The organism is Nitratireductor aestuarii (assembly GCF_014641695.1).
Lineage (GTDB): Bacteria > Pseudomonadota > Alphaproteobacteria > Rhizobiales > Rhizobiaceae > Chelativorans > Chelativorans aestuarii.
In genome coordinates, this window is record NZ_BMIF01000001.1 from 537,583 (window position 1) to 550,542 (window position 12,960).

The window sequence follows — 12,960 nt, forward strand, 5'->3', positions numbered from 1 at the left end:
CGATTTTCGGTCTTGTGTCGCGGGCCAACACCCCCTAGCGCTAATCCGACTTGAACCGAAGTGCCCACAGCCACGTTGATCTGCGTCAATGTCCTTGGACCATTTCCACGCTCCAACGCTCGCGTCCCAGATGCGTCCGATTATGAAGCTTAGCTAATCCCGATGAACAAGACAGCTCCGGTCACCCGTAAACAGACTCTCGACAAGGACCTCGACAAGATCGTTCACGTCGAGGAGGCAGCGAGTGTTCTCTCGCGCAACCTCATTGCGCCAGGGCTTGGCCTTCTCTTCCTCGCCTTCGCAGGCATCTGGTCCTCCTTCTATGTGGGTGCCGGTGGGAACGCAGTCATCATCATCGCAGCCGCCGCGATCGGCGCCTACATGGCGCTAAACATCGGCGCCAATGACGTCGCGAACAACGTTGGACCTGCCGTGGGCGCCAAGGCGCTCACTATGGGTGGCGCACTCGTTATCGCAGCCATTTTCGAGAGCGCAGGCGCGCTTCTGGCGGGCGGCGACGTGGTCGACACCATATCGAAGGGCATCATCGCACCGGAAGCGGTCGGAGATCCTACCCACTTCGTTCTCGCCATGATGGCGGCGCTGCTTTCTTCCGCCCTCTGGGTGAACCTCGCGACCTGGATTGGTGCTCCGGTTTCTACCACCCATGCCGTGGTGGGCGGCGTGGTTGGCGCCGGCATCGCTGCCGCTGGCTTTTCCGCAGTAAACTGGCCGATGATGGGCAACATCGCGCTTAGTTGGGTGATTTCGCCCGCGATCGGCGGTGTGGCTGCAGCCCTGGTGCTGCTCTTCATCAAAACGACGATCGTCTACCAGGACGACAAGATTGCCTCGGCCCGCCGTTGGCTGCCGCTGCTGATCGCCTTCATGGCGGCTGCATTCACCACCTATCTCGTTACCAAGGGGCTAACGCACATCATCAGTCTCAGCGGCATGACCCTGCTGGCTGTCGCTGTCGCAAGCTTCTTTATCGTCTGGGCACTTTCCCATGTGCATATCCGCAAGCAGTCGGAAGGCATGGAAAACCGCAATCAGTCGCTGCGCAAGCTGTTCAACCTGCCGCTCGTCATCTCGGCCGCCCTGCTCTCCTTTGCCCACGGCGCCAATGACGTCGCCAATGCGGTTGGCCCCCTGGCGGCCATTGTTTCTACCGCCCAGTCCGACAGCGTAGCCTCTCATGTTGATATTCCGCTCTGGGTGATGCTCATCGGCGCGATCGGCATTTCGCTCGGCCTCCTACTCTTCGGTCCGAAGCTCATTCAGATGGTGGGCGACCAGATCACCAAGCTCAACCCGATGCGCGCCTTCTGCGTGGCGCTTTCGGCCGCCGTCACCGTCATCATCGCATCCTGGTTCGGGCTCCCGATCAGCTCGACCCACACGGCCGTCGGCGCGATCTTCGGCGTCGGTTTCTTCCGTGAGTGGTACACCGCGAATTCAAAGCGCCGTAAGGCCTACCTTGCGCGGAAGAATGGCGGGCAGCTGAAAGAAGCGGAAAAGGTCGAAAAGCGCGTCACGGCTGAAGAGATCATCCGCCGAAAGCTCGTCCGCCGCGCCCATGTACAAACCATTGTGGCTGCCTGGGTCACCACAGTGCCCGTATCGGCGGCACTTTCGGCGGCCATCTTCTACGTACTCACCTTCGTCAGCTGAGCGGGCGGGCTTCCAGGGCCCCGGAAGCCAACGTTTTCGGGGGTTCCCAAACATCAACCCCCGAATTGCCGTTTCCACACAATCCACACCGCATAGCCACAAGATGTAGTCTGTTGAACTAAATAATAATCGACAGCTTGCGTTATTGTCCTAGACGCGCTTTTATATCCCCATCGGCGATGCGTCGTTTCAGTCGTTCTGCCGACGTCAAATCTTTTTCAGTTTCGCGAGTCATCATTCGCGGGCCCCCTGGCCCGTACCCGGCGTAATACGTTCGGGTGTTTTGGCACGCGGATGCGATGCGGGGCGCTAAATCTAGTGACAAAGGCAGCGTTTAACACTATATTTAGTGCTCGCAGGTACGCTTCCGATTCCATGGATTATGCATCAGTAAGCAATGCTGCTTTGCAGGCGTCTGAAACACCCTACCTTTCCCTGATCGGGAAAGGGTTTTGAACAACCCGTACCGGAGCAGCCGAGCAAACGGCGTTCCTGTGCTGACGGAAACAACGGGGCACGAGGCCCCATCGAGACACTAGAAGGCGGAAGGGACGAAGATGCGCTTCGAACGACGGTTCACGAAAGAAGGCCAGTCACCATATGCGGAGATCCCGTTCCGCAAGGCGACCAGCGAGATCCGCAATCCGGACGGCTCCATCGTGTTCCGCCTGGCTGACATCGACGTACCTGAGCAGTACAGCCAGGTCGCGTCCGACATCCTGGCACAGAAGTACTTCCGCAAGGCAGGCGTCCCGGCCAGGCTGAAGAAGGTTGAGGAAAACAAAGTTCCTTCCTTCCTCTGGCGCTCCGTGGCCGACGAGAAGGCGCTCGCCGCCCTCCCCGAGGATCAGCGCTACGGCTCCGAGACCGACGCCCGCCAGGTCTTCACCCGTCTTGCCGGCACCTGGACCTACTGGGGCTGGAAGGGCGGCTATTTCGCATCCGAAGCAGACGCCCAGACCTTCATGGACGAGCTCTGCTACATGCTCGCCACGCAGCGCGTCGCGCCGAACAGCCCGCAGTGGTTCAACACCGGCCTGCACTGGGCCTATGGCATCGATGGTCCCGGCCAGGGCCACTATTACGTTGATCCGTTCACCGGCAAGCTCACCAAGTCCAACTCGGCCTATGAGCATCCGCAGCCGCATGCCTGCTTCATCCAGTCCGTCTCCGACGACCTGGTGAACGAAGGAGGCATCATGGATCTTTGGGTCCGCGAAGCGCGCCTCTTCAAGTACGGTTCGGGCACCGGCTCGAACTTCTCGCAGCTTCGCGGCGAAGGCGAACGGCTTTCGGGCGGCGGCAAGTCTTCCGGCCTCATGTCCTTCCTCAAGATCGGTGACCGCGCGGCTGGCGCCATCAAGTCGGGCGGCACCACCCGCCGCGCCGCCAAGATGGTCATCGTCGACATCGACCATCCGGATGTCGAAGCTTTCATCGACTGGAAGGTGCAGGAAGAGCAGAAGGTTGCCTCTCTCGTCACCGGCTCCAAGATCGTCAAGAAGCACCTCGAAGCGATCATGCGCGCCTGCGTCAACTGCGAGGCCGACAACAACGATTGCTACGACCCGGCCAAGAACCCGGCGCTGAAGCGCGAGATCAAGGCTGCCAAGAAGAACGCGGTGCCGGAGAACTACGTCCAGCGCGTGATCCAGTTCGCGCGTCAGGGATACACCTCGCTCGACTTCCGCACCTATGACACGGACTGGGATTCCGAGGCCTACCTGACGGTTTCCGGCCAGAACTCGAACAATTCCATCTCGCTCAGGGACGATTTCCTGCGCGCGGTCGAGAATGACGGCGACTGGAACCTCATCCGCCGCACCGATGGCAAGCCGGCCAAGACGGTGAAGGCACGCGAGCTATGGGACAAGATCGGCTATGCCGCCTGGGCATCCGCTGATCCGGGCCTGCACTTCAACACGACCATGAACGACTGGCACACGTCGCCAGCGGCCGGTCCGATCCGCGCCTCCAACCCGTGCTCGGAATACATGTTCCTGGACGACACGGCCTGCAACCTCGCCTCGATCAACCTGCTGGCCTATCGCAATGCGGATGGTCACTTCGACATCGAGGGCTATGAGCATTCCGTGCGCCTGTGGACCGTGGTGCTCGAAATCTCCGTGATGATGGCGCAGTTCCCGTCCAAGGAAATCGCCCGCCTCTCCTACCAGTACCGCACGCTCGGCCTTGGCTACGCCAACATCGGCGGCCTGCTGATGACCTCGGGCATTCCCTATGACTCGAAGGAAGGCCGCGCGATCTGTGGTGCCCTGACCGCGATCATGACCGGTGTCGCCTACGCGACCTCGGCCGAGATGGCCTCGGAACTCGGCGCCTTTGCCGATTACGAGCGTAACTCGCAGCACATGCTGCGCGTCATCCGCAACCACCGCCGGGCCGCCCATGGCGAGACGGAAGGCTACGAGAAGCTGGCCGTCAACCCGGTGCCGCTCCAGGCTGAGGACTGCCCATCCGAAGACCTGATCGCCCATGCCCGCGCAGCTTGGGACAAGGCGCTCGAGCTCGGCGAGAAGCACGGCTACCGCAACGCGCAGGCCACCGTCATCGCGCCGACCGGCACGATCGGCCTCGTCATGGACTGCGACACGACCGGCATCGAGCCCGACTTCGCGCTGGTGAAGTTCAAGAAGCTCGCCGGCGGCGGCTACTTCAAGATCATCAACCGCGCTGTTCCTGAAGCGCTGCGCACGCTCGGCTACTCCGAAGCTGAGATCGCGGAGATGGAGGCTTACGCTGTCGGCCACGGCAACCTGAACCAGGCGCCGGGCATCAACCCGACGACGCTCAAGGCCAAGGGTTTTACCGACGAGAAGATCGCAACGCTGAACGAATCGCTGAAAAGCGCCTTCGACATCAAGTTCGTCTTCAACAAGTGGTCGCTCGGCGAAGACTTCTGCAAGGAGGTGCTTGGCTTCACCGACGAGCAGCTGAACGACATGTCGTTCGAGATGCTGCCGGCACTGGGCTTCACCCGCAAGGAGATCGAGGCTGCCAACATCCACGTCTGCGGTGCGATGACGCTTGAAGGCGCGCCCTACCTCAAGGAAGAGCACCTGCCCGTCTTCGATTGCGCCAACCCGTGCGGCAAGATCGGCAAGCGCTACCTCTCGGTTGAGAGCCACATCCGCATGCTGGCGGCTGCCCAGCCGTTCATCTCCGGCGCGATCTCCAAGACGATCAACATGCCCAACGATGCGACGGTGGAGGACTGCAAGAACGCCTACATGCTGTCGTGGAAGCTGGCTCTGAAGGCGAACGCCCTCTACCGCGATGGCTCCAAGCTCTCGCAGCCGCTGAACTCGTCGCTGATCGCCGACGAGGACGATGAGGATGAAGCCGTCGAGGCGCTGGTCGCCCAGCCGGCCGCAGCCCGCGCCGTTCAGGTGACCGAGAAGATCGTCGAGCGCGTTGTCGAGCGTGTGGTGCGTGAGCGCGAAAAGCTGCCGAACCGCCGCAAGGGTTACACGCAGAAGGCTGTCATCGGTGGCCACAAGGTATACCTGCGCACGGGGGAGTTCGACGATGGCCGCATCGGCGAGATCTTCATCGACATGCACAAGGAAGGCGCCGCCTTCCGCGCGATGATGAACAACTTCGCCATCGCCATCTCGCTCGGCCTCCAGTATGGCGTGCCGTTGGAAGAATATGTGGAGGCCTTCACCTTCACGCGCTTCGAGCCGGCCGGCATCGTCATCGGCAATGACGCGATCAAGAACGCGACGTCGATCCTCGACTACGTGTTCCGCGAGCTCGCGGTCTCCTACCTCGGCCGCAACGATCTGGCCCATGTCGACATGTCGGACTTCTCCAACACGTCGCTTGGCCGCGGCATCAACGAAGGCAAGGCGATCCCCTTCTCCAAGGGCCTGATGCGCGGCGCCACCTTCAAGGTGGTGAGCGGCAAGTCCGATCCGAAGGGCGAGGCAACGGCTGCTCCGGCGAGTGCTGCTTCCGCCTCGAACGTGCACGCCTTTGCCGGCGGCGCGACCGTGACGGCGCTGAAGAACGTGTCCAGCCTCAACGAGGAACCGGCCCCCTACCAGGCCGCGGCCAGCGAAGGCGTGAACGCCCTCTTCACGGACAAGGCAGCGGAAGAAGCCGCTGAAGCCAAGAAGAAGGAAACCCAGCGCCGCCAGCAGGCGATCATGCAGGGCTACACCGGCTCCATGTGCACCGAGTGCCAGAACTTCACGATGGTCCGCAACGGCACCTGCGAAAAGTGCGACACGTGTGGAGCAACGAGCGGCTGCAGCTGATTAGCTGCAGCGCCGCTGCTGCTGCTGCTGGCTGAGGTGATGTCAGTCACCCAATGAATTGGCATAAAAAAACGGCCCGATTGCGGGCCGTTTTTTTCACGCCCGACTAAGGCGTATCTGATTAAGGCAATCCGTCTTCAAGCGCTGCGGGAGCTGCTCGGCCAAAGGCAAGAGCATTGAAATTGCAGGGTTGCCCATCATCAGGTTTCGACCCCATTTCGTTCGTTCCCGCCGTGCGCGAAACTTCTTAATAGCTGTCATGCATGAGCGCTCACGGGGTGAGCCAGTGCGTCCCATCTCCGATCCTTTAGGTGGGTACTACGTTTTACCCAAGAGCTTCCGTTCACTTGGCCCAGAGTGAACAGCAATCAGGTTTTCCCGTCTCATCCGTCCTCCGCCGGTAACCAACAATCACGTCGCAAGCAACTTGGAGTAGGAGCGAACTATCGCCGCGATATGGAGAATCAGCGCCATTGAGCGGACGATCAGGCAGGTTGGATCTGGCCGACCGCGTCGTTGAGGTTGTTCTTCCTCGCAACGGTCAAGGGAAATCCGGTCAGGTTAAAAATTTTCGAGCGAAGTTCGACGCGCACCGCAGGCTCGTTGGCATTGGTGGCATTGGTGGCATTGTGAAAGTTAAAAAGTCCTTTGATTGCGGGCAGCACCGAAATCGCCATCGCTTCGATCTGCTCGTCGGTAGAGCCGGGTTCCATCGACTGGAAAATGGCCCCCAGCGCCGCTGCCAGCCTGGCTCGGAGGAGTACGCTTTCGTCGATGTTGCGCCCGGGTGAAGCGCAGCGCAGCGCGCGGACGAGTTCGGGATACTCGGCGGACAATTGTACGGGCGTCAACGCTGCGAGGCGATCCGCCTCGGTGCTCGCCCGCGCGGGCTTGCCCGCGCCGCTTGACGTGTCGGCATAGTAGTTCTCGATCGCGCCGCGGCGGAGAAAGAAGCAACCGAGCTGTTCGAGCCCGTGGAGCAGCACGCCGTAGCGGGTGGCTAGCGCTGTCATTTCACGCCCGAGCACACCAGTAAAAGCAGACGGATCGGTTAGGAGCTGCGCTAGTGTGCAGCGACGACGCTTCACATCGGGGTCTTGCTTGTCCGACCAGTAGGGATAGGACCCCACCACTCCGTCGATCGCTACGGCGTTCGCGGTGATGAGCCCGGCAAGTTCGGATCGCAGTTTGCTGTCGAGGTCGATCAGCGAGGGATGGCCGATAGCGTTTGCGATCGCAATCGCCCCGTCCGCTCCGCTGAAGTCATTCACGAGGCGGTTGTCGTCGGCGAGGGCATCGAGATCGGCAAGCACTGTCACCCGCATGCCGATTTCGGTGAAGAGCTTCCTCGCCTCGCGAAATTCTCCCTTGCCGAGCGCAGGGAGAATCTGGGTGTTTCGGGCCTCGATCTTGAGGCCGAGAAGCCGGGCGGTGCGTGCCGCGACGATCTCGTCGCTCGGTCCTTCGACAAGTAGGATACGCTCGGCGAACAGCGCCTGCCGGTGGGACAGGCTAATGCGCGCCACGAAATCTCCGAGCTTCGACGATAGGAGCAGGCCGTCGGCGGGATCGATTTGGCGGCAATCGATGTCGCCGCCAAAGAAGACGATGCCGGGAAGGTCGGCGAGCGAACGGAGGGGCAGGAACGACGGCGAGTGGGTCGAGATCAGAATACGCTTTTTGCCAGGATCGGCCCAGTCGCCCGCGACCATTTCCATCTCCTCAAGGATGAACGCCTGGAGCTGTGGGTGGAGCGAAATCTCGGGCTCGTCGACGATGAGAGTTCGTATTGTGTCGTCGTAAATCGCGGCGAGCAACGAAACGAGTTGAGTGATCCCGCTCGCTTCGAGCCCAGAGTGATAGCGAGCCATGCCTGACATGGCGGTGAAGGACATTGCGAGCCCCCTCTGACTCCACTGAAAGTCGATTCCCCGTCCAAAAAGCTGTTGCAGCCTCGTTTCGACCTTGATCCGCAAATCAGAACGCTGATCGAGATTAATCACGTCGCCTACAACGCTCTCGATTTCGTGCCATTGGGACCGATAACTTATGTCTCCGTAAAAAGCCTCGCCTTGATTGGATCCCACCCCAGGAGAATCGGTGGCCGCTCGGTACCGCTCGACTGGTCCGGTTCGACCTGCGGGGAGAAACCGGACATGGGCGGCCTCCTCGCCGCGACTTCGAAGCGCCCGCTGGATGGACCGCAACGCCCGCGTCTTTCCGCTGCCGTTGGGCCCGACGAGGGTGGTGATACCGGGACGGATCGTAACCGTGCCGCCGGGCTTGCCCGCTATGACCTCGAGCGGAATTGCAACGTCGGAGGCGGGAGCTGCCACAGCGGCGGTCGAAGCGACATGGATTGCGGGATCGTCGGACACGGGAGCCTCTTGGGATCGAAGTCTGCTTTTAGCACTCATCGCAGCGATGTGTTACGGTCACAATAGGATCGATAGTTGAATCGCACATTTCGTAGTCTGGTCGCTCAGAAACCGGACGGTAAACTTGCGCCCCGGTCTATGCCGGATCATCGACGTCCGCTCTTACAGCAGACCGCCCCAACCCGCCGTTCCGCCTCCCACCCCCATGTAGACCTTGCAATGACGCTACGTAGAATTCACTGGAATTTCCCCTCCCCATACAACAGTCACCTCACCCTCTCCTCAACAACCCCTGCAACCAGCCTCCGTTGACCGGCAAGCGGCTGTCATCCAGCCCATTCTCCTGGTAAAATTTCTGCAACCGGCGGCGGCCGGCGCTTCCGGCTTGCAGGGGCAGGAAAGACTCGGCGTTGCGGCGAAAGATGCGTTCCAGTTGCGCATCGGAAAGGCCGCATTGGTCGCGCAGGAATGCCTGCAGCCTTGTCACGTATTGTTCGTAGCCCTGTTCCTTGCCAAGCATGATCCAGTCGGTGCCAAACATGACATGCTCGGCTGACGGATCGAACGCGGCGATCCACCGCTTGAATGTGGCGGCGAGCCTCGCCTGGCTTTCGCGGGAGTCGTTCAGAGCTTCAGAGAAGTAGCTGATGTCCACGAAGATGCGTTGCCGCGGATTGGCCTTGATGTATTCGCCGAGAACCCATTCCCAGCTTGCTTCAGGCAAGTCTCGTCCGGCACGCCCCGCCGATTTGATGTCGAACCTGCCGAAATGGGCAAGACAGATCCGCAAGCGCGGAAACTCGCGGAAAACAGGAAGCCAATATGCAGGGTCTGCCCGCAAGGCGTAGTCCGGGCCAGCTTCGTTGGAGGCATAGCCGTGCGCGATGATGGGTGCGTCAAGCTCGTCGCACATGACGTAGAGATCGCGCAAGACTGCGTCGAGACGTTCGCTGGGGTCGAAACCCAGGGAATTCACCACCCGCCGCGGGTAAGGCCCTCGATTCCCGGAGGCGCGGAACCCCATAGGAGGATAGAGCTTCACGCCCATGAACCCGTGGCGGGTCAGCGCGTCATGGGCAATCTGCAGCGAGCTGGGGCCGCCCTTGATGCGATGCATGACCTCGCGCAGCGGGTCAACGCCGATATAGCCATGGACGACAGGTCCGTTCTTTCGCGCCATGCGGGCCGAAATGATCCCCATCACCTCAGCCTGTCGCGACAGGGGCGATTTGACGTCTTCATAGAGCCACTCATCCATGTCCACCAGCGCGGGGCAGAGCATGACGGGCTCGAAACCTTGCCGGCGCAGGTCGGATGACAACTGTTCGACAAGAACGTGTCGGTAGGTTCGAAACAGCGCGAACCAGTTGAGATACGTGGAGATCATCCCCAATCCGGAGAAGGCGCGAACACTGGCATTGCGCGCCGTCGGCGCGTCCAGGCCGGAGGAGGAACGCCTGATCGTCGTCTCACCCAGCATGTATGTGAGAAACTTGCGATCTCCTTCGTCCTGGGCCTGCCTCGCCGCCGACTGCACGGCGCTGGTCCCGCTTCTCTGGTCGAGGGACAAAAGAAACGCAGCGGTGTCATCGATCGCTGACTCGCGTGCCGCAGTAATCGAGATGGCGGACTTTACGGGCTGTGCACGGCCCCTCAGATAGGTGATCTCCTGATCCGCCGTAGGCGCCTTGTTCGCGCCCACAAGCAGGAGAAAAAGCTGCAACAAACGATCCGTGACATCGGGATCCCGAACATCCATCAGACGTGCGGCTTGCTCCGGAAACTTCTCAAGGACGACCTCCTTGAGGAACCGGGTGGTCGCCAGATCGGGTGCGTTGAATACGTGACAATGGATATCGATGACGGGAACGCCATCGCCCGGTGCGATATAGTCATCACGTCTGCAGCCAAGCAAGCCCAGCGAAAAAGCTGACCACTGGATAAACTCCCGCCGCAACATGGACAGCCTCATCTCTTGGGCGCCTGATGCCAATAAATTAGATGAGCGAGCACTTGAACGCAATATTATATAATATTGAGTACTATTTATGCATTTACGAAGCTGAATAACACGATTGCTTCAGGCAGATCTATTTGCGCATCTATTACTGTAAGGGGAGCAAGCATATCTGCCGGCGCTGCCCTTCCAGGAATTCACGTCTCCAGTTCAACTATCCGTAGCCATCTCCCGCGCCAAGATATCCGTCGCGCGGTGATCCTCATCCACGCCGTCGATCAGGAACACCTCACCTTCCGAACTGGCGCAGCGTTTCGGCAGGATCGCCTGATAGGGATCCGACCGATACCAGGCGTTGGCCGAGTGGCGATCCGGGAACGCCAGCACGATCAGATCATCGGTGAAGGCGCCCTCAAGCTCCTGCTTTTCACCGCCGTGAATGATGAAACAGCCGTTGAAGGGCGCCAACGTCCCGTCAATGCTCTGCAGATAGTCAATGATTTCCGGTCCCATCCGGACATTGCGAAGGTGAGCTACAGCGTAGGTCGTCATCATAAGTCTCCGTTACTACGATTGAAGGGATGGGCTGGCAGACGCTCTCGCCTCCAGCACAGCGAGTGCGGAGACCATGGCGGCCTGCCCCACCAGGAGGGTCCAACCGGTCGCGTTAGGTTCGATCAGTGCGCTGAGCGGCAGGAGAATGCTGACCGCCGACCAGAGGAAATTGCCCCAGATGATCAGCTGGACCGCCCAACGGGGGACACGGCGAGCCCTCGCGCAGACGGCCATGAACAGTGCGATCGGAAGGAGGCTTGCACCCGCTACGGTCAGCAGCGCCTCGGGGATCAGTGTCAGAGCCGCGATCGGACGCGATGCGACAAGGAGCGCCGCACCCATGACAGCGCAGGATGCGGCATCCAGCGCGAGAAGTGTCCGGATCGGTTGAGAATACCTGTTGTTCATCGTTTGCCTCATCGGTTGTCGGTCACTCGGAACCAAAGGATGGGGCAATCCTTGCAGCCTGGATGTGCAGCGTCGATTACGTCAGAGGTAATTGTTGGCAGCGCTCCGGCCTGTTAGCCTTGGGCCATGCTGAACGAACATACTCAATCGGCTGGCGATCTTTTGCGCGTCTGGCGGCAGCGCAGGCGTCTGAGCCAGCTCGCGCTTGCGGTGGAAGCTGACATCTCTCAACGCCACCTGAGTTTCGTAGAGTCCGGTCGCTCACAGCCGAGCAGGGATATGATCCTGCACCTTGCCGAGCGGCTTACGATCCCGCTTCGCGACCGCAACGCGATCCTTGCAGCGGCAGGCTTTGCGCCGATCTATCGGGAGCGAAGTCTCGACGCGCCGGAACTGGCTTCAGCAAGGGCAGCGGTGGAACAGATCCTGCATGGTCATGGGCTTAACCCCGCGCTTGCCGTGGATCGCAACTGGACGCTTATCATGGCCAACAAGGCTGTTGGCGTTCTGCTGAAGGGCGTGGCGGACCATCTCCTCGCCGGCGAGGTCAACGTGTTGCGTCTCAGCCTGCACCCGGACGGTCTTGCAAGGCGCATTCTCAATTTCAGGGAGTGGCGGGCTCACGTTCTTGCGCGCCTCAGCCATGAGCTCGATGTCTCCGCTTCACCTCGACTTGCGGCATTGCTGGAAGAACTGAAGGCCTATCCGATACCGCCTCACGCGCAATCATCCAGGCCTGCTCCGGCAGTGGGGAACGGGATCGCCGTACCCCTGACCATTGAGAGCGATGAAGGTTCCCTCTCCTTCATCAGCACCACGACGGTGTTTGGCACGGCCGTTGACGTGACCCTTTCTGAAGTGACGATCGAAACATTCTTTCCAGCGACGCCGGATACGGCTTCAGCCATGCAAAAGCTTCTCGATGCCTCTTGATGCCTCCTGATGCCTCTTGATGCTACGCTCCAGGTTTACAGCCGAGCAAAACGGTAAACCGGGAGCACTGAAAACCACAGGGCCAGCACCCTTGGACACTGGACGACTCCAGGAAAAGTGGAAACCGGCTTTCCATCCCTCCATTGCGTTACAATAGAGACAGGGATCGTTTCAGCGGATCAGTGAAAACGCTGCAGCGATCCATGTGTCCTGACTGTCCCTGTGGTTGCATTCCCGCACTTAAAGGTGTGGCTACGGCAGCATCTGCTCGGCTTTGGTAAACCCATCCAGGCTGAAGGTGAAGGCAAGGTCGCGCCCATCGCGCGTCTTCAACGCGGCCACCAACTCCTTGCCCTTTCGCATCGCGTCCAGCCAAGCTCCGGCGGCTGCCGCGTCGGCGTAGCAGCCACCGAGGTCACAGCTGCGCCATGTCAGAGTTCCAAGCTCCACATTGTCGACGAGGACCCGCACCGGATCCGGAAGGCTGACCCCATAAGGCACGGTGAACGCTGCTTTTGTCTCGGCCTTGCCGGCTACGCGATTGAAGGATGCGGTCGCCAATCTCTGCCCCTGATTGCCCTGTGTCATGACCAGGCTCTGGGAGAATTCGCACAGCAACTCTTCAGGCTTCTGCTCGTTCGAGCAAGACATGAGCCACAAAGGGCGCGCCGGCGTTTCACTCGCATTTGCAGGAGCTTGCTGCGCTTGTGCATTCACGCCGCTGAACATGGATATGGCAAGCACCAGCCCCAGAGCAGTTTTCATTCTCGTT

8 protein-coding genes are annotated in these 12,960 nt (G+C 60.4%); 3 read left to right on the top strand and 5 right to left on the bottom strand.

Annotation, left to right across the window (positions count from 1 at the left end):
• The first annotated feature begins 162 nt into the window (after positions 1 to 162).
• Together IEX27_RS02635 and IEX27_RS02640 are read left to right on the top strand one after the other, a co-directional pair.
• Positions 163 to 1,674, top strand: a complete 1,512-nt coding sequence (locus IEX27_RS02635) for an inorganic phosphate transporter (RefSeq protein WP_188719368.1) — start codon at positions 163 to 165, stop codon at positions 1,672 to 1,674.
• A 557-nt stretch (positions 1,675 to 2,231) separates the two neighbouring features.
• Entirely contained in the window at positions 2,232 to 5,957 is a 3,726-nt protein-coding gene (locus IEX27_RS02640) for a vitamin B12-dependent ribonucleotide reductase (protein WP_188719369.1), read from the top strand.
• A 485-nt stretch (positions 5,958 to 6,442) separates the two neighbouring features.
• Here IEX27_RS02640 and IEX27_RS02645 read toward each other — a convergent pair whose 3' ends face one another.
• The 4 genes from IEX27_RS02645 to IEX27_RS02660 form a co-directional block, all read right to left on the bottom strand.
• Entirely contained in the window at positions 6,443 to 8,335 is a 1,893-nt protein-coding gene (locus tag IEX27_RS02645; protein ID WP_188719370.1) for an ATP-dependent nuclease, read from the bottom strand.
• A gap of 271 nt (positions 8,336 to 8,606) precedes the next feature.
• Positions 8,607 to 10,295, bottom strand: coding sequence for an amidohydrolase family protein (locus tag IEX27_RS02650; protein ID WP_188719371.1), 1,689 nt, complete (start codon positions 10,293 to 10,295; stop codon positions 8,607 to 8,609).
• 207 nt (positions 10,296 to 10,502) lie between these two features.
• Entirely contained in the window at positions 10,503 to 10,844 is a 342-nt protein-coding gene (locus IEX27_RS02655) for a DUF1330 domain-containing protein (RefSeq protein ID WP_188719372.1), read from the bottom strand.
• A 15-nt stretch (positions 10,845 to 10,859) separates the two neighbouring features.
• Complete coding sequence (locus tag IEX27_RS02660; protein WP_188719373.1) at positions 10,860 to 11,255, bottom strand: hypothetical protein; 396 nt, start codon at positions 11,253 to 11,255, stop codon at positions 10,860 to 10,862.
• A 129-nt stretch (positions 11,256 to 11,384) separates the two neighbouring features.
• Between IEX27_RS02660 and IEX27_RS02665 the strand changes: the two genes are divergently transcribed.
• Positions 11,385 to 12,188 (top strand): helix-turn-helix domain-containing protein, encoded by an 804-nt coding sequence (locus tag IEX27_RS02665; RefSeq protein ID WP_188719579.1) that lies wholly within the window; start codon positions 11,385 to 11,387, stop codon positions 12,186 to 12,188.
• Between the two features lie 252 nt (positions 12,189 to 12,440).
• Here the strand turns inward: IEX27_RS02665 and IEX27_RS02670 are convergent, their stop codons facing one another.
• Positions 12,441 to 12,953: an invasion associated locus B family protein gene (locus IEX27_RS02670; RefSeq protein ID WP_188719374.1), complete on the bottom strand. Its 513-nt coding sequence runs from the start codon at positions 12,951 to 12,953 to the stop codon at positions 12,441 to 12,443.
• Between the last annotated feature and the right edge of the window lie 7 nt (positions 12,954 to 12,960).

Bases quoted from the DNA above. Each gene is read 5' to 3' on its own strand.
- IEX27_RS02635 (WP_188719368.1), top strand. From the start codon at position 163: ATGAACAAGACAGCTCCGGTCACCCGTAAACAGACTCTCGACAAGGAC.
- IEX27_RS02640 (WP_188719369.1), top strand. From the start codon at position 2,232: ATGCGCTTCGAACGACGGTTCACGAAAGAAGGCCAGTCACCATATGCG.
- IEX27_RS02650 (WP_188719371.1), bottom strand. From the start codon at position 10,295: ATGTTGCGGCGGGAGTTTATCCAGTGGTCAGCTTTTTCGCTGGGCTTG.
- IEX27_RS02655 (WP_188719372.1), bottom strand. From the start codon at position 10,844: ATGACGACCTACGCTGTAGCTCACCTTCGCAATGTCCGGATGGGACCG.
- IEX27_RS02660 (WP_188719373.1), bottom strand. From the start codon at position 11,255: ATGAACAACAGGTATTCTCAACCGATCCGGACACTTCTCGCGCTGGAT.
- IEX27_RS02670 (WP_188719374.1), bottom strand. From the start codon at position 12,953: ATGAAAACTGCTCTGGGGCTGGTGCTTGCCATATCCATGTTCAGCGGC.